Genomic DNA, 21,629 nt, shown 5'->3' on the forward strand with positions numbered 1-21,629 from the left:
GATGAAGGAGAGCCGCTGTGCGTCCTGGCAACCGATCGCTCACCGGGGGCCTCGCGGCCCTCGCCGTCGTGCTCGCGGGCTCGGTGGTCGCCGCCGCTCCCGCGACCGCCGCCGTCTCGCCGACGGCCCCCGTCGTGATCCACGAGGTGTACGGCGGTGGTGGCAACAGCGGGGCCCCGATCCTGCGGGACTTCGTCGAGCTCTACAACGTGAGCGACCAGGCCGTCGACCTCACCGGGTGGTCGGTCCAGTACGGCTCGTCCACCGGCACGGTCGGGGGCAGCGGCCTGGTGACGGTGCTGTCGGGCACGATCCAGCCGCACGACTACTTCCTCGTCGGGCAGGCGACCGGCGCCGGGAGCCAGGACGACATCGAGACGGACTTCAACGGGACGATCGCGATGGGCGGGACCGCGGGCAAGGTCGCGCTGTCGTCGTCGAGCACGGGGCTGGGCTGCACGAGCGCGACGCGCTGCGCGAGCGTCGCGTCGGTGGTCGACTTCGTCGGGTACGGCACCGCGACCAACGACTTCGCCGGGACGGCGCCGACGGGGAACCTCTCGGCCACGACGTCGGCGTCGCGCTCCGCCGAGCACGCCAACACCGCGGACAACGCGGCGGACTTCACGGTCGGCGCGCCGACGCCACGCAAGTCGGGTGCGGACCCCGACCCCGACCCGACCGACCCACCCGAGCTCACGATCGCGGCGATCCAGGGCACGGGTGCGGCGTCGTCGTACGTCGGGCAGACCGTGACGACGCAGGGCGTCGTGACGGCCGCCTACCCGACGGGCGGGCGCAACGGCTACGTCATCCAGACGGCCGGGACGGGCGGGCCGCTCGGGGAGCGCACCGCGTCGGACGGCCTGTTCGTCTTCTCGTCGAGCACCGACGACCTCGTGACCATCGGGGACGAGGTCCAGGTCACGGGCGCGATCAGCGAGTTCAACGGGTTGACGGAGATCACGGTCACGAGCGCGGCGGACCTGACGGTCCTCGACTCCGACGCCACCGTGACGCCCCTGACCGGCGCCTGGCCCGCGACGGCCGCCGCGCGCGAGGCCGTGGAGTCGATGCTGTTCCAGCCGACCGGTGACCTGACGGTCTCGAACACGTTCTCGACGAACCAGTACGGCGAGGTGGGCCTCGCGACCGGGACGACGCCGCTCCTGCAGTGGACCGAGGTCGCCGACCCGCAGGACACCGCGGCGATCCAGGCGGTGAAGGACGACAACGCCGCGCGCGGGGTCGTGCTCGACGACGGCGCGACGACGAACTTCCTGGGCTCGGCGACGAACCAGGCGCTCGTCCCGCCCTACCTGTCGCTGACGAACCCGGTGCGTGTCGGCGCCGCGGTGACGTTCGACGAGCCCGTGGTCGTGACCTACGTGAACAACGCGTGGAAGCTCGACCCGACCCGGCCGCTCGTCGGCCCCACCGACGGGCCCGTGACGTTCGAGAACACTCGCACCGCAGCTCCGCGCGCGGTCGGCGGCGACGTGAGCGTCGCGTCCTTCAACGTCCTGAACTACTTCACGACGCTCGGTGCGGGGACGTCGGGCTGCGTGCCGTTCAACGACCGCAGCGGTGACCCCGTCACGGTCAGCACGGGCTGCGACCCGCGCGGTGCGTGGGACCCGGCCGACCTGGCACGGCAGCAGGACAAGATCGTCACGGCGATCAACGACCTCGACGCCGACGTCGTCGGGCTCCTCGAGATCGAGAACTCGCTCGTGGTCGACGGGGTGGCCGACGAGGCGCTGGGCACGCTGGTCGACGCGCTGAACGCCGCGGCCGGCACCGACAAGTGGGCGTTCGTGCCCTCCTCGACCGAGCTGCCCCCGGCCGCCACGATGGACGTGATCTCCAATGCGATCATCTACCAGCCCGCCGCGGTGACGCGGGTCGGGCAGTCGCGCGCGCTGGGCACGCTGTCGGACTCCGGCGAGGCGTTCGACAACGCGCGCGAGCCGCTCGCGCAGGCCTTCGAACCTGCCGCCGGGGGCGAGCCGTTCCTGGTCGCGGTCAACCACTTCAAGTCCAAGGGCTCGGCCGGGCCGCTCCCGGGCGACGCCGACCAGGGTGACGGGCAGGGCGCGTCGAACGCGTCGCGCGTCGCGCAGGCCACGGCCCTGCGCGACTGGGTCGCCGACATCCGGGGCGACGTGGAGGCTGTCGCGCTCGTCGGCGACTTCAACGCGTACACGCTCGAGGACCCGCTCGAGGTGCTCTACGACGCCGGCTACACCGACGCGGCGTCGCAGCTCGCGCCGGGGGAGTACTCGTACTCGTTCAGCGGGCTGTCGGGGTCGCTCGACCACGTGCTGCTCAACGAGGCGGCGCTCGAGCGCGCGACGGGCGCGGACATCTGGGAGATCAACGCCGAGGAGTCCATCGCGCTCGAGTACAGCCGGTACAACTACCACGGCCAGCTGTTCTACGCGCCCGACGAGTACCGCTCGTCGGACCACGACCCGGTCGTCGTCGGGCTCAGCGCGGGCGAGCAGAACGCCGGACCGCTCGACCTGACGTTCCTCAACATCAACGACTTCCACGGTCGCATCGAGTCGGTGACGACCGCGGGGGTCACGTCGTCCAACACGGTGAAGTTCGCCGGGACGGTCGAGAAGCTGCGGGCGGAGGCCGACGGACCCGTGGCCTTCCTGTCGGCGGGTGACAACATCGGGGCGTCGCTGTTCGCGTCCGCGGTGCAGAAGGACCAGCCGACGATCGACGTGCTCGACGCGCTCGAGCTGCGCGCCTCGGCGGTCGGCAACCACGAGTTCGACCAGGGCTTCACCGACCTGACCGACAGGGTCATCGGGCCGGACGGCGACCGGAACGCGCAGTGGGACTACCTCGGCGCGAACGTCTACCTCGACGGGACGACGACGCCGGCGCTCGACGAGTACACGACGTTCGACATGGACGGCGTGACCGTCGGCGTGATCGGCGCGGTCACCGAGGAGACCCCCTCGCTGGTGACCCCGGCAGGCATCGCGACGCTCGACTTCGGCGACCCCGTCGAGGCCGTGAACCGTGTCGCGGCCCAGCTCACGGACGGTGACGAGAGCAACGGCGAGGCCGACGTGATCGTGGCCGAGTACCACGAGGGCGCAGGTGCGGGGACGCCGGACGGCGCGACCCTCGAGGAGGAGCTCGCCGAGGGCGGTGCCTTCGCCGAGATCGTGACGCAGACGTCTGCCGCGGTGGACGTCATCTTCACCGGGCACACCCACAAGCAGTACGCGTGGGACGCGGCCGTTCCGGGGGTCGCAGGCAAGACGCGCCCGGTCGTGCAGACCGGCTCGTACGGCGAGTTCCTCGGCAAGGTCGTGCTGACCTACGACCCGGAAGGCGACGAGGTGCTCGCGCACACGCAGGAGAACGTCGCACGCGTCACCACGGCGGACGCGACGCTCGTCGCCGCCTACCCGCGCGTGGCGCAGGTCAAGCAGATCGTCGACGCGGCGATCGCGTACTCGGACGTGATCGGCCGTGAGCCCGTGGGCTCGATCACGGCCGACATCACGACCGCCTTCACGGGCGGCTCGTACGTCGACGGCGAGTACGTCGGGCCGGGCCCGCTGCCGACGACCGGACGTGACGACCGTGCGAGCGAGTCGACGCTCGGCAACCTCGTCGCGAACTCCCTGCGGGACACGCTCGCCGACGACCGGCTCGGGGGCGCCCAGATCGGCGTCGTGAACCCGGGAGGTCTGCGCTCCGACCTGCTCTACGCGAGGTCGGGGGCGGAGGCGACCGACGGCGTCGTCACGTACGCCGAGGCCAACGCCGTGCTGCCGTTCGCGAACAACCTGTGGACGACGACGCTGACCGGCGCGCAGCTCCTGACGCTGCTCAACCAGCAGTGGCAGCGGGACAGCAACGGCAACGTGCCGTCACGTGCCTACCTGCAGCTGGGGCTGTCCGACAACGTGTCGTACACGTACGACGCGACCCTGCCGGAGGGCAGCCGCATCACGTCCGTGACGATCGACGGCGAGCCGCTCGACCTCGCGGCCGGCTACCGCGTCGGGACGTTCTCGTTCCTCGCCACGGGTGGCGACAACTTCCGGGTGTTCACCCAGGGTTCGGACACGCGCGACTCGGGTCTGCTCGACCGCGACGCGTGGATCGCCTACCTCGAGGCGCACCCGGGGCTGTCTCCCGACTTCGCGCGGCACGCGGTCGCGACGACGCCCCTGCCGAGCGAGGTGTTCGCGGGCGACGCCGTCCAGTTCGGTGTCTCCAGGCTCGACCTGACGAGCCTCGGCTCGCCGCTGAACACGAGCCTGGACATCCGCCTCGACGGCGAGTCGATCGGCGGCGCCACGGTCACCGGGGGCGCGGCGACGGTCGCCGTGCAGATCCCGGCCGGGACGACGCCCGGCGCGCACGAGCTCACGCTCGTCGCCGCTCCGAGCGGCACCACGGTGCACGTGCCGTTGACGGTCAAGGCGGCCACCCCGACCACGACCGTGCTCACGATGACCGGGAACCCGGTCGTCGGCGAGACCCAGACCCTGCGCGCGGCGGTGTCGCCGGAGGGCGTCGCCGGGACCGTCACGTTCGTCGACGGCAGGATCTGGCTCGGCACGGTCGCGGTACGTGGCGGCGAGGCGGCGCTCGACGTCCAGCTGGGCGCGGGCGCGCACGAGCTGAGCGCGGTGTTCACACCGACCGACGGACGGTACGCCGCCTCGACGGGGACGCTCACGGTCATGATCGGGGGGTCGCGGAGCACCACGACGCTCGACGTGCAGCCCCGCTCGGTCGCGTTCGGGGGCCAGCTCACGGCGCGCGTCACCGTGACGGCCTCCGGGGTCACGCCGCAGGGCGTCGTCCAGATCCGCGAGGGTCAGACCGTGCTGGCCGCGGCGAGCCTCCCGGTGGCCGGCACGGGCACGGGTGCGGCCACGGGTTCGGGCAAGGGCGCGGCCACGGGCAAGCCGAGGCCCGGTCCGTCGCAGTCCGTGACCGTGACGATCCTGCTGCCGCGCACCCTGGCGGTGGGCAAGCACGCGCTGACGGCGGTGTACGGCGGTGGCGGGGGCCTGCAGGCGTCGACGTCCGCTCCCGTCAAGGTGACCGTCACGAAGGCGCGTCCGACGATCGCCGTGTCGACGCCGAGCTGGACGGTGAAGAAGGGCAGCTCGCCGGTCGTCACGGTGACGGTCGCCGGAGCTCCGGGCGCCCCGGTGCCGGGAGGCACGGTGACGCTCCAGGTCGGGCGCTCGACGTACGTCGGGACGCTGAGCGACGGGGCGGCGACGTTCACGATCCGTGGCGTCACGTCGAGCGTCGTGCTGCGCGCCTCGTACCTCGGCGACGCGGGGTACACGCCCGCCTCGACGAGCAAGCAGCTGACCGTCGACACCAAGCCGGGTGGCCCTCACCCGCCGAAGCGGTGACGCGGGGCTGAGCACGCACGAGGGCGCCCGGTCGGTCGAGCCGACCGGGCGCCCTCGTCGCGTCAGAGGAAGTCGTGGTAGGCGGGAAGGTCCAGCACGCCGTTGCCGGACAGCCCGATCACGATCGTCTCGTCGGTCGTCGCCGCTCGCGCGTGGGCGATCGCACCCGCCACGGCGTGCGTCGACTCGGGCGCGGGGATGATCCCCTCCGCGCGCGCGAACTCCAGGCCCGCCGCGAACGCGACGTCCTGCTCGACGGCGATCGCCTCGAGCAGCCCCAGCTCGAGCGCGTGCGACACCATCGGTGCCATGCCGTGGTAGCGCAGGCCCCCGGCGTGGATGGGCGGCGGCACGAAGTCCTTGCCGAGCGTGTGCATCTTCAGCAACGGGGTCAGCCCGGCCACGTCGCCGAAGTCGTACCGGTACTCGCCCTGCGTGAGCGACGGGCACGCCGCGGGCTCGCAGGCGACGACCCTCGTCGTCGTGCCGTCGCGCAGGTTGCGGCCGATGAACGGGAAGCTGAGCCCCCCGAGGTTCGACCCGCCGCCTGCGCAGCCGAACACGACGTCGGCCGTCTCGCCGATCGCGTCGAGCTGCTCGAGCGCCTCGATCCCGATGACGGACTGGTGCAGCAGCACGTGGTTGAGGACCGAGCCGAGCGCGTAGTGCGCCTTCGGGTCCTGGGCCGCGACCTCGACCGCCTCGGAGATCGCCATGCCGAGCGAGCCGGTGGTGTCCGGGTCCGCGGCGAGCATCGCGCGGCCGGCCTCGGTCAGGTCGGAGGGCGACGGGTGGCAGATCCCGCCATACGTCTCCATCTGCATGCGCCGGTACGGCTTGGCGTCGTACGACGCGCGCACCTGCCAGACCTCGCACTCGATCCCGACGAGCGCGCACGCCATGGACAACGACGCGCCCCACTGGCCCGCACCGGTCTCGGTCGTCAGCTTCGTGATGCCCTCGACCGCGTTGTAGTACGCCTGCGCGACCGCCGTGTTCGGCTTGTGCGACCCGGCCGGCGAGACTCCCTCGTACTTGTAGTAGATCTTCGCGGGCGTGCCGAGCGCGCGCTCGAGCCGCAGCGCCCGGACCAGCGGCGACGGCCGCCACAGCGCGTACATCTCGCGCACGGTCTGCGGGATCTCGACGTAGCGCTCGGTGCTGACCTCCTGGGCGATGAGCGCCATCGGGAACAGCGGGGCGAGGTCCTGCGGCCCGAGCGGCTCACGCGTGCCCGGGTGCAGCGCGGGAGGAGCAGGCTCAGGGAGGTCCGCGGCGAGGTTGTACCAGTGCGTCGGGACCGTCGACGGCACGAAGGTGCCGACCGGGTCGGTGAGCGGCGCGGATGCCGGACGGACGTCGGGGGAAGTCGTCATGCGGTGCCTCCTGGGCGCATCGTGGTGCGGAGCGGGCCCGCACGCGCCAGACCACCACGCCGTGGGTCCGCTGGGCGCAGCCTAGGGCACCGTCCCGCGTCGGTGACCTGGGCCGTCGCGGTGCGAGACGTCAACCGCCGAGCGCCACCGCCCGGCTCAGGAGCTCGACGCGCACCGCGCCGCCCTTGGTGTCGAGCACCCCGATGCGCCGGAAGCCCAGCCGGGCGTGGAACGCCGACGAGGCCGGGTTCGGCGGGTCGAGGTTGACCTCGCACGTGAGCGCCGACAGCCCCAGCCGACGCGCGTGCTGCTCGGCCGCGGCGTACAGGGCGCGCCCCGCGCCGCGCCCGTGCGCGTGCGGCGCGACCACGATCCGGTCCACGTACAGCGAGCCCGGCGCGTGCTCGGCGAACCAGCGGTAGTTCTCGCTCGCGTAGTCGGCCCCGGGGGCGAGGGCCAGGAGGAAGCCGAGCGGCGGGCCGCCCGGCGCGCCGGCGTCGTGGACGACGAGCGCTGCCGCGCAGGTCGGGACGTGCGCGGCGAGCCCGGCCGGGCCCAGCGCGTTCACGGCGGGCACCGCCGCGTCGTTGAGCGCAGCGAGCACCGCGAGGTCGCCGTCGTGCAGGTCCCTGACGGCGAGCCCCGCGGCATGATCGGGCGTTGCGGGCGTGCGGGTGCCGGGGGACACCGCTCCGCCCGGCTCCCCGCTGCCCGGCGTGCTCAGATCGCGCACGAGTCGTCGACGCACGCGTGCGCCGACGGGTCGCCCGCGATCGTCTGCAGCGGGTTCGCCTCGCGCCACCCGGCCTCGAGCAGCTGGGTGAACACCTCGGCGGGTTGCGCGCCCGAGACCGCGTACCGGCGGTCGACGACGAAGAACGGCACGCCGGACACGCCCAGCTCGCGGGCCGCGGCGATGTCGGCCTCGACCGCGTCGGACTGCTCGTCGCCCGCGAGGAACAGCGCGACCGCCTCGTCGTCGTACCCGGCCGCGGCGAACCCGGCCTCGCGCGCGACGGCGACGAGCGAGGCGTCCACGCCGAGGTCCTCGCCGCGCTCGAAGTGCGCCGAGAACAGGACCTCGACGGTGCGCTCGGCCAGCGCCGGGCCGCCGACCGCACGCGCGAGGTGCGTGAGCCGGTGCGCGTCGTAGGAGTTGAACGCCAGGACGGTGTCGAAGTCGTAGCGCAGGCCCACCTCGGCGGCCACAGCCGTGACGTGCGCGAACATCTGCTGCACGCGCTCGGTGGACAGCCCCTTCATCTCCGCCAGGGCCTCGACCTCGGGGCGGCCCGGTCCGCGCGGCGTGTCGGGGGACAGCTGGTACGAGCGCCACACCACCTCGACGTGCTCGCGGTGCGGGAAGGCGGCCAGCGCGTCGGCGAAGCGCCGCTTGCCGATGAAGCACCACGGGCAGGCGATGTCGGACCACACCTCCACCGCGACGGTACGGACGGCGTTCAGGGTGGGGATGCTCACGGCAGCAGCAGGACCTTTCCGGTGGTGGCGCGCGACTCGAGCGCGCGGTGGGCGTCGGCAGCGGCCGACAAGGGGAAGCGGGCTCCGACGCGGACGTCGAGACGGCCGTCGGCGACGGCCCCGAACAGCTCGTTGGCGCGCCACTCGAGCTCGGAGCGGTCGGCCACGTAGTGACCGAGCGTCGGGCGGGTGAGGAACACCGAGCCCGCGGCGTTGAGCCGCTGCGGGTCGACGGGTGGCACGGGGCCGGACGACGCCCCGAAGAGGACGAGCATCCCGCGCCGCGCGAGGGACGCGAGCGACGCGTCGAACGTGTCGCGGCCGACCCCGTCGTACACCGCGTCGACCCCGCGCCCGTCGGTCAGCTCGCGGACGGCCGCGGGCAGCTCGGTGGTCACGTCGTGGAGCTCGCGGTAGCGGATGACCTCGGCGGCGCCCGCGGCGCGCGCGAGCGCCTCCTTCTCGACGCTGCCCACCGTCGCGATCACGCGGCCACCGCGCTGGGTCGCGAGCTGCGTGAGGAGCAGGCCGACGCCGCCGGCCGCGGCGTGCACGAGCACGGTCGTGCCGGGCTCGACGGGGAACGTGGAGCTGACGAGGTAGTGGGCGGTCATGCCCTGCAGCGGGAGCGCTGCGGCGATCTCGTCGTCGACGCCGTCAGGCACCGCGAGAAGCTCGCTCTCGGGGACGGCGGCGAGCTCGGCGTACGAACCGGGGCCCGCCGACCACGCGACCCGGTCACCGGGCGCGAACCGCGTGACGCGCTCACCGACCGCGACCACGGTGCCGGCCCCCTCCGACCCCGGCACGTGCGGGAACGGGACGGGGTACACCCCGGCGCGGCGGTAGGTGTCGATGAAGTTGACCCCGGCGGCGGCGACGCGCACGAGCGCGTCGTGCGGCCCGGGCGTGGGGTCGGGTCGGGTCACGACGGACAGGACCTCGGGTCCACCGGCCTGGGTGGCGACGACTGCATGCACGTCGTGGCGAACGTCGGGGCGGTCGAGTTTCATCCCGCCGCGAGCGACGACCACGGCCGCGCCCCGCGAATGTGTGTGCATTGATTCGCGCTGGCGTGTATGTTCATGCGCATGTCGTTCACAGTCGCGGTGGCGGGGGCCAGCGGGTACGCCGGAGGCGAGATGCTCCGGCTGCTGCTCGGCCACCCCGAGGCCGTCATCGGCGAGGTCACCGCGCACTCCAACGCGGGCAGCGCTCTCGGCGAGCACCAGCCGCACCTGCGACGGCTCGCGGACCGCATGCTGGCCCCGACGACCCCCGACGCGCTCGCGGGCCACGACGTCGTCGTGCTCGCACTGCCGCACGGAGCGAGCGGTGCCGTCGCGGCCGAGCTCGCCCGGCGTGACCCCGGCACGGTCGTCGTGGACCTGGGGGCCGACCACCGACTCGTGGACGCGGCCGACTGGGTCACCTACTACGGCAGCGAGCACGCCGGGACCTGGCCCTACGGACTGCCCGAGCTCCTGCACGCGGGCGAGTCGGCAGCCGTCGGCCAGCGCGCACAGCTCGCGGGCGCCACGCGGATCGCCGTCCCCGGCTGCAACGTGACTGCCGTGACCCTCGGCCTGCAGCCGGGCGTCGCCGCGGGCGTCATCGATCCGATCGACGTCGTGGCGGTCCTCGCGAACGGCTACTCGGGTGCCGGCAAGAGCCTCAAGCCGCACCTGCTCGCCTCCGAGGGCCTCGGCATGGCGCAGCCGTACGCGGTCGGCGGCACGCACCGGCACATCCCCGAGATCGCCCAGAACCTGCGCGCCGCGGGCGCCCCCGACGTGACGATCTCGTTCACGCCCACGCTCGTGCCGATGTCGCGCGGCATCCTCGCGACCGCGACCGCGCGCCTCGTGCCCGGCACCGACCCCGCCGCGGTGCGCGCGGCCTGGGAGGAGGCGTACGCCGACGAGCCGTTCGTCCACCTCCTGCCCGCGGGCCAGTGGCCGACGACCGCCGCGACGCTCGGTGCGAACACGGCTCTCGTGCAGGTCGCGGTCGACGAGCGTGCGGGCCGCGTGGTGACGGTCACCGCGATCGACAACCTCGTCAAGGGCACCGCCGGCGGTGCGCTGCAGTCGCTCAACCTCGCGCTCGGGCTGCCCGAGACACTCGGCCTTCCCATGGACGGAGTCGCACCGTGACGCTCACCTCCCAGGACGCCGCCGAGCTCTCGCCCGGTGTCACGTTCCCCGCCGGGTTCCGCGCGAGCGGCACGACCGCGGGCCTCAAGGCGTCCGGTCGGCCCGACCTCGCGCTCGTCGTGAACGACGGCCCGCTGCAGGTCGGCGCGGCCGTGTTCACCTCGAACCGGGTCGTGGGCCACCCGGTCACCTGGTCGCGGCAGGCCGTCTCCGACGGCGTCGTGAGCGCGGTCGTCCTCAACTCCGGCGGCGCGAACGTGTGCACCGGCCCGGACGGCTTCCTCGACGTGCACCGCACGGCCGAGACGGTCGGTGCGGCGCTCGGGGTCTCGCCCGGCGACGTCGTCGTGTGCTCCACGGGCCTGATCGGGGAGCGCCTGCCGATCGACACGCTCCTGGCCGGCATCGGCCCGGCCCGCGACGCGCTGTCGAGCACGGGCGGGCCCGCGGCCGCGACCGCGATCATGACGACCGACACGGTCGCCAAGACCGCGGACATGACGATCGACGGCGACCTCGGCACCTGGCGCGTGGGCGGCATGGCCAAGGGTGCGGGCATGCTCGCCCCCGGCCTGGCCACGATGCTGTGCGTGATCACGACCGACGCGGTCGTGGACGCCGCCCTCGCGGATGCCGCGCTGCGCGCCGCGACGCGCGACACGTTCGACCGCGTCGACTCCGACGGCTGCATGTCGACGTCCGACACGGTGACGCTGCTGGCCTCGGGCGCGTCGGGAGTCACGCCCGACCCCGCTGGCTTCACCGCGGCGGTGACCGCGGTCGCGGCCCAGCTCGCGCGCCAGCTCGTCGCGGACGCCGAGGGTGCGACGCACGACATCGCGATCACCGTCACCGGGGCGTCGTCGCAGTCCGCCGGGCTCGCGGTCGCCCGCGCGGTCTCGCGCTCCAACCTGTTCAAGGCCGCCGTCTACGGCAACGACCCGAACTGGGGGCGCATCCTGGCGTCGGTCGGCACGGTTCCCGCCGAGGTCGCGCCGTTCGACCCGGACCAGCTGGACGTCACGATCAACGGCGTGATGATCTGTCGCGCGGGCGGCGCGCACGAGCCCCGCTCGAGCGTGGACCTGGCCGCGTCGCGCGACGTGCACGTCCTCATCGACCTGCACGCGGGCGAGGAGGTCGTGACGCTCTGGACCAACGACCTCACGCACGCCTACGTCTCCGAGAACAGCGAGTACTCGACGTGACCCAGCCCGACCCCACGCCCGCGGTCCCGGACGACTTCCACTTCGACACCCGTACGGACCTGCGCCCCGACCAGAAGGCCGAGGTCCTCATCCAGGCGCTGCCGTGGCTGCAGAAGTTCGCCGGGGCGCTCGTCGTCGTCAAGTACGGCGGCAACGCCATGATCGACGACGAGCTCAAGCGTGCGTTCGCGCAGGACATGGTGTTCCTGCGCCAGGTCGGCCTCAAGCCGGTCGTCGTGCACGGCGGTGGCCCGCAGATCAGCTCGATGCTGGACCGTCTGGGCATCGAGTCGGAGTTCCGCGGCGGCCTGCGCGTCACCACGCCCGAGGCGATGGACGTCGTGCGCATGGTCCTCACGGGCCAGGTGTCGCGCGAGCTCGTCGGGCTCCTCAACGCGCACGGCCCGCACGCCGTGGGCCTGTCCGGCGAGGACGGCGGTCTGTTCCAGGCCCGCCGTCGGCACGCGTTCGTCGACGGCGAGCCGGTCGACGTCGGCCTCGTCGGGGACGTCGTGAAGGTCAACCCGAGCGCCGTGCAGGACCTGCTCGACGCGGGCCGGATCCCCGTGGTCAGCACGGTCGCGCCCGACATCGACGACCCGACGCAGGTGCTCAACGTCAATGCCGACACGGCGGCGGCGGCGCTCGCGGTCGCGCTCGGTGCGCGCAAGCTCATCGTCCTGACCGACGTCGAGGGCCTCTACCTGAACTGGCCGGACCGCAGCTCGCTCGTGCGGCGCCTCAGCGCGAGCGACCTCGCGGAGGTCCTGCCGTCGCTCGACTCCGGCATGCGGCCGAAGATGGAGGCCTGCTGGCGCGCCGTGACGGGCGGGGTCGGTCGCGCGCACGTCATCGACGGTCGTGCGCCGCACTCGATCCTGGTCGAGGTGTTCACGTCTGACGGCATCGGCACGATGGTGCTGCCCGACGAGGAGCCCGCCGACGCCCCCTTCACGGCCCCGATCCCCGTCATCCACCCGGAGGTGTCCGCGTGAGCGAGCCGACGACCACGCCGGCCGCCGCGCCGGTGCCCACCGCTGCTCCCGCCGCGGCGCCCGCAGGGCCGACGACGCGGCGTGCGCTGCGACAGGCCGCGTCGACCGTCGACGGCATCCCGGTCGCCGTCGCCGAGGGCTCGGTCGCGCAGTGGACCGAGCGCTACACGCACGCGGTCATGGACACGTTCGGACCGCCGCAGCGCGTGCTCGTCCGCGGTGAGGGGCCGTACGTGTGGGACGCCGACGGCAACCGCTACCTCGACCTGCTCGGGGGGATCGCGGTCAACAGCCTCGGCCACGCGCACCCGACCCTGACGGCCGCGATCAGCGCGCAGCTGGGCACGCTCGGTCACGTCTCGAACTTCTTCGGCAGCCCCACGCAGATCGCGTTCGCCGAGCGCCTCATCGAGCTCGCGCAGGCGCCCGAGGGCTCGCGCGTCTTCCTCACCAACTCCGGCACGGAGGCCAACGAGGCGGCGTTCAAGCTCGCGCGCCGCACGGGCCGCACGCGGATCATCGCGCTCGAGGGCGCGTTCCACGGGCGCACGATGGGCGCGCTCGCGCTGACGCACAAGGCCGCGTACCGCGAGCCGTTCGAGCCGCTGCCGCCGGGCGTCGAGTGGGTGCCGTTCGGCGACTCCCTCGCGCTCGAGGCCGCGCTCGCGCCGGGCGACGTGGCTGCGGTGTTCGTCGAGCCGCTGCAGGGGGAGGCGGGCGTGCTGCCGCTGCCCCCGGGCTACCTCGCGCGAGCCCGTGAGCTCACGGCGCGGCACGGGACGCTCCTGATCCTCGACGAGGTGCAGACCGGCATGGGACGCACGGGCGAGTGGTTCGCGCACCAGCTGCCGCACATCGGTGGGGGAGTCGTACCGGACGCGGTGACGGTCGCCAAGGGGCTCGGCGGCGGTTTCCCGGTCGGCGCTCTCATCGCGTTCGGCGACACGGCCGCGACGCTGATCGGCCGCGGCCAGCACGGCACGACGTTCGGCGGGAACCCCGTGGCGTCGGCCGCGGGCCTCGCCACGATCGGCGTGATCGAGCGCGACGGCCTGCTGGCCCACGTGCGCGACGTCGGTGCGCGGCTGCGCGAGCGCGTCGCGGAGCTCGACAACCCGCTCGTCGACTCCGTGCGCGGCGAGGGCCTCCTCGTGGGCATCGGTCTGAGCTCGGCCGTGGCGCCCGCGGTCGCGTCGCGGGCGCTCGCCGCCGGCTTCGTCGTGAACCCCGTCAACCCGACGACGATCCGGCTCGCGCCGCCGTTCGTCGTGACGCACGAGCAGCTCGGCACGTTCGTCGACTTCCTCGCCGAGCTCGACCCTGCCGAGGTGGCCGCGTGACCCGCCACTTCCTGCGCGACGACGACCTGACGCCCGACGAGCAGGCGCAGGTCCTCGAGCTCGCGCTCGCGTTCTGCGACGACCGCTACATCCGCAAGCCGCTCGCCGGCCCGCGCGCGGTCGCGGTCATCTTCGACAAGCCGACGCTGCGCACCCAGGTGTCGTTCAGCACGGGGATCGCCGAGCTGGGCGGGTTCCCGCTCGTCGTCGACGGCAAGCTCGCCCAGATCGGCACGCGCGAGTCGATCGCGGACACCGCCCACGTGCTCGGCCGCCAGGTCGCGGCGATCGTGTGGCGCACGCACGAGCAGTCGCGCATCGAGGAGATGGCCGCGGTCGCGGGCGTCCCCGTGGTCAACGCGCTCACGGACGACTTCCACCCGTGCCAGATCCTGGCGGACCTCGCGACCGTGGCGCAGCATCGCGGCGGGGTCGCGGCGCTGCCGGGCCTGACCCTCGCGTTCGTCGGCGACGGCGCGAACAACATGGCGCACTCGTACCTGCTGGGCGGCGCGACCGCGGGCATGCACGTGCGGATCGGCTCGCCCGAGGGCTTCCGCCCGGACCCGGCCGTGGTGGCCGACGCCGAGCGGATCGCGGCGGCCACGGGCGGCTCGGTCGCCGTCGTGGGCTCGCTGGCCGAGGCCGTCTCGGGTGCGGACGTCGTCGCGACCGACACGTGGGTCTCGATGGGCCAGGAGTCCGACTCGCTGGACCGTGAGACGCCGTTCGTGCCGTTCCGGGTCGACGCGGCGGCGCTCGCGCTCGCGGCGCCCGGTGCGCACGTCCTGCACTGCCTGCCGGCATACCGCGGCAAGGAGATCACCGCCGAGGTGATCGACGGCCCGCAGTCGATCGTGTGGGACGAGGCCGAGTTCCGGCTGCACGCCCAGAAGGCGCTCCTGACGTTCCTCCTCGAGGCCAGGTGAGCGTGATGACCCTCCCGGGCACGACGAACGGCGCGCCGCGCGCGACCGCGCCGCAGACCAAGGCGGCGCGCCAATCGCTGGTCGCCGCGCTGCTCACGCGCGAGGCGGTGCACTCGCAGCAGCAGCTCGCCGAGCTGCTCGGCGACGCGGGCGTCACGGTCACGCAGGCGACCCTCTCGCGCGACCTCGTCGAGCTCCAGGCGGTCAAGGTGCGTACCCCGTCGGGTGCGCTCGTGTACGCCGTGCCCGGGGAGGGCTCGGTGCGCACCCTGCCGACCGCGCCCGCGGCCGACGCCGAGCACCTCGCCGCGCGGCTCGAGCGGTTGTGCACCGAGCTGCTGCTGACCGCGGAGTCGTCGGGCAACCTCGTCGTGCTGCGCACCCCTCCGGGCGGCGCGCAGTACCTGGCCTCGGCGATCGACCACTCCGTCCTCCCCGCCGTGCTCGGCACGATCGCGGGGGACGACACGATCCTCGTCGTGTCGCGCGACCCCGACGGCGCCGCACTGGCGTCGCGGTTCCTCACCCTCGCGACCGGGACCTCGTAGGCCCGGCACGACCGCTCGACCCTCGTCCTCTCGCACCACCCGAACCCAGCTCGTAGAAAGTGACATCTCATGACTGAGCGCGTCGTCCTCGCGTACTCCGGCGGTCTGGACACCTCCGTCGGCATCGGCTGGATCGCCGAGGCCACCGGCGCCGAGGTCATCGCCGTGGCGGTCGACGTCGGCCAGGGCGGTGAGGACCTCAACGTCATCCGCCAGCGGGCGCTCGACTGCGGCGCGGTCGAGGCCTACGTGGCCGACGCCCGCGACGAGTTCGCCGAGGAGTACTGCATGCCGGCGCTGCAGGCCAACGGCCTGTACCTCGACCGCTACCCGCTGGTCTCGGCGCTGTCCCGTCCGGTGATCGTCAAGCACCTCGTGCGCGCCGCGCGCCAGTTCGGCGCGACGACCGTCGCGCACGGCTGCACGGGCAAGGGCAACGACCAGGTGCGCTTCGAGGTCGGCATCACCTCGCTCGCCCCTGACCTGACCTGCCTCGCCCCGGTGCGCGACCTCGCGCTCACGCGCGACAAGGCGATCGAGTTCGCCGAGAAGCACAAGCTCCCGATCGCGACCACCAAGCACAACCCGTTCTCGATCGACCAGAACGTGTGGGGTCGCGCGGTCGAGACCGGATTCCTCGAGGACATCTGGAACGGCCCGACGAAGGACGTCTACACCTACACCGACGACCCGACGTTCCCGCCGGTCGCCGACGAGGTCGTCATCACGTTCGAGCAGGGCGTCCCGGTCGCGCTCGACGGCGTGCCGGTCACGCCGCTGCAGGCGATCCAGGAGATGAACCGCCGCGCAGGCGCCCAGGGCGTCGGTCGGATCGACATCGTCGAGGACCGCCTGGTCGGCATCAAGTCGCGCGAGGTCTACGAGGCGCCGGGCGCGATCGCGCTCATCGCCGCGCACCAGGAGCTCGAGAACGTGACGATCGAGCGCGAGCAGGCGCGCTTCAAGCGCCAGGTCGAGCAGCGCTGGACAGAGCTGGTGTACGACGGCCAGTGGTTCAGCCCGCTCAAGCGCTCGCTCGACACGTTCATCGCGGACACGCAGCGCTACGTCTCGGGCGACATCCGGCTCGTCCTGCACGGCGGGCGCGCCACGGTCAGCGGCCGCCGCTCGGACTCGTCGCTGTACGACTTCAACCTCGCCACGTACGACACGGGCGACACGTTCGACCAGGCGTCGGCGAAGGGCTTCATCGAGATCTACGGCCTGTCGAGCAAGCTCGCCGCCGCGCGCGACGTGCGGTTCGGCAACGGTGTGGACCTCGGCACGCAGGGCGGTATCGATGCCTGAGTCGCCAGCGGCCGGTCAGCCGGACGCGCCGCTCGCCCTGTGGGGCGGCCGGTTCGCGTCCGGCCCGGCCGCGGCCTTGGCCGAGCTGTCGCGCTCGACCCAGTTCGACTGGCGCCTCGCGGACGTCGACATCTCGGGCTCGGTCGCGCACGCGCACGTCCTGCACGTGGCGGGTCTGCTGTCCGACGACGAGGTCGCCGGCATGGTCGACGCGCTCGAGCGGCTGCGGACCGACGTGGCGTCGGGTGCGTTCGGCCCCACGCCGGACGACGAGGACGTGCACACCGCGCTCGAGCGCGGTCTGATCGAGCGGGCCGGCGCGGACCTGGGCGGCAAGCTGCGCGCGGGTCGCTCGCGCAACGACCAGATCGCGACGCTCGTGCGCATGTACCTGCGCCGCGAGGCACGCGCGATCGCCGGGCTGGTGCTCGACGTGGTCGACGCGCTCACCGCGCAGGCGACCGCCGCGGGGGACGCGCCCATGCCGGGCCGCACCCACCTGCAGCACGCCCAGCCGGTGCTGCTCGCGCACAGCCTGCTCGCGCACGCATGGCCGCTGCTGCGCGACGTCGAGCGCTACGTCGACTGGGACCGGCGCGCCGCGGTCTCGCCGTACGGCTCGGGTGCGCTCGCCGGCTCGTCGCTGGGCCTGGACCCGGCGGCGGTCGCCGCCGAGCTCGGCTTCGACGCGCCGGTCGAGAACTCGATCGACGGCACGGCCTCGCGTGACGTGGTCGCCGAGTTCGCGTTCGTCTCGGCGATGCTCGCGGTCGACCTGTCGCGGCTCGCGGAGGAGATCATCCTGTGGGCCACCAAGGAGTTCGGCTTCGTGCGGCTGCACGACTCGTTCTCGACCGGGTCGAGCATCATGCCGCAGAAGAAGAACCCGGACATCGCCGAGCTCGCGCGCGGCAAGGCGGGCCGGCTCGTCGGTGACCTCACGGGCCTGCTGACGACGCTCAAGGGGCTGCCGCTCGCCTACAACCGCGACCTGCAGGAGGACAAGGAGCCGGTCTTCGACCAGGTCGACCAGCTCACGGTCCTGCTGCCGGCGTTCGCCGGCATGGTCGCGACGCTCACGTTCGACACGGACCGCCTCGCCTCACTGGCGCCGCAGGGCTTCTCGCTCGCGACGGACATCGCCGAGTGGCTGGTGCGCGAGGGCGTCCCGTTCCGGGTCGCGCACGAGGTCGCGGGGGAGTGCGTGCGCGCGTGCGAGGCGCACGAGCCCGCGATCGAGCTGTGGGAGCTGACCGACGACGAGCTCGCCGCGATCTCGCCGCACCTGACGCCCGCGGTGCGCGAGGTGCTCTCGGTCGAGGGGTCGCTCGCGTCGCGCTCCGCGTACGGCGGGACCGCCCCGGTGCGGGTCGCCGAGCAGCTCGGGCGCGCGCAGGGTCGCGCGGCGGAGCTGCGCGGCTGGGCGTCCTGACGGCCCGCATGTCCGCTCCGTCCGACGAGGGCGCGCTCACGACGATCGTCGAGCGCGCCCTCGCGGCGTCCCCACGGCTCGGTCCCGTGCGCGCCGTCTGCCTCGACGGCCCCGCCGGCTCGGGCAAGACGACGGCCGCAGCGGGTGTGCTCGAGGCGGCCTCCGCCTGCGGGACGCGCGCGGTCGTCGTGCACCTCGACGACCTGTACGAGGGCTGGTCCGGGCTCGAGGGCTCGTTGTGGCCGCGCCTGTCCGCGCAGGTGCTCGAGCCCCTGCGCCGCGGTCTGCCCGGCAGGTTCCAGCGCTACGACTGGGCCACGGGCGCCTTCGCGGACTGGATCGACGTGCCCGTCCCCGAGCTGCTCGTGCTCGAGGGCTGCGGCTCGGCGCGCCGCGAGTGCGACGCGTGGGCGGTCGTGCGCGTCTGGGTCGAGGCTCCCGACGAGCTGCGTCTCGCCCGTGGTCTGGCACGGGACGGCGTGGCCGCGCGCGAGCAGTGGCTGCGGTGGATGGACGACGAGCGCGCGCACTTCGCGCGGGAGAGCAGTCGTGAACGGGCCGACATCCGCCTGGACGAGTTTGGCAGGATGACCCCGTGACGCCCTTCGCCGACGCCCCGAGCGCTCCCGAGCCCGCGGGCTCGTCGGCGCCCGGTGCGCTGCCGGGGTCCGGGTCCCGGGTCGACGTCCCGGGCAACCCCACCGAGGGCGCTCGGACGGGGACCACCGCCGATGGACGAGCGGACGGACGCGATGCGCCCCGACCCCCGCACGTCGCGGACCCGCGCCGGTTCGTCGCGGTCCCGGCCCGCAGCTGGTACGCGCGGGACGTGCACGCGGTCGCCAAGGACCTGCTCGGCGCGTTCGTCACGACGAGCACGCCGGACGGCACCGTCACGATCCGCCTCACGGAGGTCGAGGCCTACGCGGGTGCGCTGGACCCGGGCTCGCACGCGTTCCGCGGGCGCACCGCACGCAACGCGGTGATGTTCGCCGAGCCGGGCCGTCTGTACGTGTACCGCCACCTCGGTCTGCACCACTGCGTGAACGTCGTCGCCGAGCCCACCGGTCAGCCCGCGGCGGTCCTGCTGCGCGCCGGCGAGGTCGTCGACGGGGCCGAGCTGGCCTGGCGTCGCCGCGAGGCGGTCGGGGTCGTCGACTCCGAGCGGCAGCTCGCGCGCGGCCCGGCCCGGCTCGCCGTGTGCCTGGGCATCGACCGCGCGTGGAACGGCGCGGACCTCACCGAGGCGGGCGGACGCGTGGTGGTGCACCGACGCGAGGCGCCCACGCACACGACGCACGCGAGCGGTCCGCGCGTCGGCGTCTCGGGCCCCGGCGGCGACTCGACGCGCCACCCGTGGCGCTACTGGATCACCGGTGAGCGCACCGTGTCCGCCTACCGTCCCGCCTACCGGTCGGCCACTCGGGCCGCGGCCTCGTCGGACGGCTATCGGACGCCGGCGTCGGAAGACGCCCCGTGACGGGGCGACGGCGTCGGCCGCACGCGCCTCGACCTGACGGGCCCCGACCACACGCAGAACCGCGCTGACCTCACGCCGTGCCTCGAGCGCGGCCCTTCGACCGGAGACCGAACGTGACGCACATCCTCGACGAGCTCGCCTGGCGCGGGCTCATCGCCCACACCACCGACACCGACGCGCTGCGCGACGCGCTGTCCGCAGGGCCGGTGACGCTGTACTGCGGCTTCGACCCCACGGCACCGAGCCTGCACATCGGCAACCTCGTCCAGATCCTCACGGTCCGCAGGCTGCAGGACGCCGGCCACCGCCCGATCGCGCTCGTCGGCGGCGCCACGGGCCTGATCGGCGACCCGAAGATGACGGGGGAGCGCACCCTGAACTCGCGCGACGTCGTCGCCGGCTGGGTCGAGCGGATCCGGGGTCAGATCGCTCCGCTCCTGCGGTTCGACGGTGAGAACGCCGCGACGATGGTGAACAACCTCGACTGGACGGCACCGATGTCCGCGATCGACTTCCTGCGCGACGTCGGTCAGCACTTCCGGCTCGGCACGATGATCGCGAAGGACACCGTCGCGCGCCGCCTGGCCAGCGACCAGGGGATCTCGTTCACGGAGTTCAGCTACCAGGTGCTCCAGGGGATGGACTACCTCGAGCTCTTCCGCAGGCACGGCGTCACGCTGCAGACGGGCGGCTCCGACCAGTGGGGCAACCTGCTGTCGGGCGTCGAGCTGATCCGCAAGGTCGAGGGCACCGGTGTCCACGCGCTGACGACGCCGCTGATCACCAAGGCCGACGGCACGAAGTTCGGCAAGACCGAGTCCGGGACCGTCTGGCTCGACCCGCAGATGACGACGCCGTACGCCTTCTACCAGTTCTGGCTCAACGCGGACGACACCGACGTGCTCGGCTACCTCAAGGTGTTCACATTCCGCTCGCGTGAGCAGATCGAGGAGCTGGCGGACGCCGTGGCGACGCGGCCGGCCGCGCGTGAGGCGCAGCGCACCCTCGCGTACGACGTGACCGCCCTGGTGCACGGGGTGCAGGCGGCGGACGCGGTGGTCGCCGCGTCCCAGGCGCTGTTCGGTCGCGGCGCGCTGGGCGATCTCGACCAGGCGACGCTCGGCGCGGCTGTCGCCGAGCTCCCGACCGCGGGCGGCGCCCCGGGCGACCTCGTCGTCGACCTGCTCGCCGCGACCGGTGTCGTCAAGAGCAAGTCCGAGGCCCGCCGCGCGATCGCCGAGGGCGGCGCCTCGATCAACAACGTCCGCGTCCCCGACGAGGACGCAACCCTTGCGCCCGAGGACCTGCTGCACGGTCGGTGGGCCGTGCTCCGCCGCGGCAAGCGCACGCTCGCGGTGGTCGACACCCATCGCTGACCGACCCGCTGGCCTGACGGCCACTGCTCGCGCGACGCCCACCCGGCCGCGCCGCACCCCGACGGGGCTCGCGGCGCGGCCGTCGTCGTACCCCTCCGGCCCGTGGACGCAGCGAACCGGGACGAAACGGCGGATGCCGTGGGCACAGCGGCCGGGGCCGGCCCTTCCAGACGGCATCTGCGCAGGTCAGCGCGCCGAACGGGCCAGGTGAGCGGCGTCACCACGTCGCGGATTTGCCCTCGGCGCCACGGGCTGCGTAATGTTCTCGATGTCGCCCGGCAGGGAGGAACGGACACGGAGCCGGATCCGCGAGGATCCAGGCGGTGGACGGTCCCGCAGGCGGCCAACCCCGATCAGATCGCAGGTGCTTCGTGCGCCTCTGGTACGGTCGGGCGCCCAGGATCCTGGAGGAAGAGCCGCTCGCAAGGGTGGTTCCGAAGAGCCGGGGGATCGGGTACAGTAGACAGGCCCCAAGCGCCGAGGCGCGAAGGGAAAGCGAACAAGCCTCTTGCTCAGGATCGGAAGATCCTGCGGGGATGCGCGTCTGTTCCTTGAGAACTCAACAGTGTGCCAAGTAGTCGATGCCAT

16 protein-coding genes are annotated in these 21,629 nt (G+C 73.4%); 12 read left to right on the forward strand and 4 right to left on the reverse strand.

The window, feature by feature from the left end:
* The first annotated feature begins 17 nt into the window (after positions 1-17).
* Positions 18-5,414: an ExeM/NucH family extracellular endonuclease gene (locus tag CWIS_RS01590; RefSeq protein ID WP_082156136.1), complete on the forward strand. Its 5,397-nt coding sequence runs from the start codon at positions 18-20 to the stop codon at positions 5,412-5,414.
* A gap of 62 nt (positions 5,415-5,476) precedes the next feature.
* Here the strand turns inward: CWIS_RS01590 and CWIS_RS01595 are convergent, their stop codons facing one another.
* The 4 genes from CWIS_RS01595 to CWIS_RS01610 all read right to left on the reverse strand — a co-directional run bounded on the left by CWIS_RS01595 (position 5,477) and on the right by CWIS_RS01610 (position 9,249).
* Positions 5,477-6,790, reverse strand: coding sequence for a TrpB-like pyridoxal phosphate-dependent enzyme (locus CWIS_RS01595; protein ID WP_048341483.1), 1,314 nt, complete (start codon positions 6,788-6,790; stop codon positions 5,477-5,479).
* Positions 6,791-6,920: 130 nt separating this feature from the next.
* Positions 6,921-7,523, reverse strand: coding sequence for a GNAT family N-acetyltransferase (locus CWIS_RS01600; RefSeq protein ID WP_053071490.1), 603 nt, complete (start codon positions 7,521-7,523; stop codon positions 6,921-6,923).
* Positions 7,511-8,269, reverse strand: a complete 759-nt coding sequence (locus CWIS_RS01605) for a DsbA family oxidoreductase (protein WP_053071491.1) — start codon at positions 8,267-8,269, stop codon at positions 7,511-7,513. Before CWIS_RS01605 ends, CWIS_RS01600 begins: the two co-directional genes overlap by 13 nt.
* Positions 8,266-9,249: a quinone oxidoreductase gene (locus tag CWIS_RS01610; protein WP_048341495.1), complete on the reverse strand. Its 984-nt coding sequence runs from the start codon at positions 9,247-9,249 to the stop codon at positions 8,266-8,268. The genes CWIS_RS01605 and CWIS_RS01610 overlap by 4 nt, the downstream gene beginning before the upstream one ends.
* A 111-nt stretch (positions 9,250-9,360) precedes the next feature.
* Between CWIS_RS01610 and argC the strand changes: the two genes are divergently transcribed.
* The 11 genes from argC (at position 9,361) to tyrS (ending at position 21,041) form a co-directional block, all read left to right on the forward strand.
* Positions 9,361-10,425 carry an N-acetyl-gamma-glutamyl-phosphate reductase gene (argC, locus tag CWIS_RS01615; protein WP_197080742.1) on the forward strand — a complete coding sequence of 355 codons (1,065 nt, stop codon included), beginning with the start codon at positions 9,361-9,363 and terminating at the stop codon, positions 10,423-10,425.
* Entirely contained in the window at positions 10,422-11,633 is a 1,212-nt protein-coding gene (gene argJ / locus CWIS_RS01620; RefSeq protein ID WP_048341485.1) for a bifunctional glutamate N-acetyltransferase/amino-acid acetyltransferase ArgJ, read from the forward strand. Before argC ends, argJ begins: the two co-directional genes overlap by 4 nt.
* Positions 11,630-12,628, forward strand: a complete 999-nt coding sequence (gene argB / locus CWIS_RS01625) for an acetylglutamate kinase (protein WP_048341486.1) — start codon at positions 11,630-11,632, stop codon at positions 12,626-12,628. Before argJ ends, argB begins: the two co-directional genes overlap by 4 nt.
* An 86-nt stretch (positions 12,629-12,714) precedes the next feature.
* On the forward strand, positions 12,715-13,968 hold the full coding sequence (locus CWIS_RS01630; RefSeq protein WP_048341496.1) for an acetylornithine transaminase: 1,254 nt from the start codon (positions 12,715-12,717) through the stop codon (positions 13,966-13,968).
* A complete protein-coding gene (gene argF, locus CWIS_RS01635) occupies positions 13,965-14,897 on the forward strand; it encodes an ornithine carbamoyltransferase (protein ID WP_048341487.1) in 933 nt (310 codons plus the stop codon). The genes CWIS_RS01630 and argF overlap by 4 nt, the downstream gene beginning before the upstream one ends.
* 5 nt (positions 14,898-14,902) lie before the next feature.
* Positions 14,903-15,445: an arginine repressor gene (locus tag CWIS_RS01640; protein WP_048341497.1), complete on the forward strand. Its 543-nt coding sequence runs from the start codon at positions 14,903-14,905 to the stop codon at positions 15,443-15,445.
* Positions 15,446-15,514: 69 nt separating this feature from the next.
* Positions 15,515-16,753 carry an argininosuccinate synthase gene (locus tag CWIS_RS01645; protein WP_048341488.1) on the forward strand — a complete coding sequence of 413 codons (1,239 nt, stop codon included), beginning with the start codon at positions 15,515-15,517 and terminating at the stop codon, positions 16,751-16,753.
* Positions 16,746-18,185, forward strand: coding sequence for an argininosuccinate lyase (argH, locus tag CWIS_RS01650; RefSeq protein ID WP_048341489.1), 1,440 nt, complete (start codon positions 16,746-16,748; stop codon positions 18,183-18,185). Before CWIS_RS01645 ends, argH begins: the two co-directional genes overlap by 8 nt.
* Before the next feature lie 8 nt (positions 18,186-18,193).
* Positions 18,194-18,784 (forward strand): uridine kinase, encoded by a 591-nt coding sequence (locus CWIS_RS01655; RefSeq protein ID WP_048341490.1) that lies wholly within the window; start codon positions 18,194-18,196, stop codon positions 18,782-18,784.
* Positions 18,781-19,665: a DNA-3-methyladenine glycosylase gene (locus CWIS_RS01660; protein WP_255318480.1), complete on the forward strand. Its 885-nt coding sequence runs from the start codon at positions 18,781-18,783 to the stop codon at positions 19,663-19,665. Before CWIS_RS01655 ends, CWIS_RS01660 begins: the two co-directional genes overlap by 4 nt.
* Before the next feature lie 113 nt (positions 19,666-19,778).
* Complete coding sequence (gene tyrS / locus CWIS_RS01665) at positions 19,779-21,041, forward strand: tyrosine--tRNA ligase (protein WP_048341491.1); 1,263 nt, start codon at positions 19,779-19,781, stop codon at positions 21,039-21,041.
* Positions 21,042-21,629: the final 588 nt, after the last annotated feature.

The organism is Cellulomonas sp. A375-1 (assembly GCF_001040865.1).
GTDB classification, from domain to species: domain Bacteria; phylum Actinomycetota; class Actinomycetes; order Actinomycetales; family Cellulomonadaceae; genus Cellulomonas; species Cellulomonas gelida.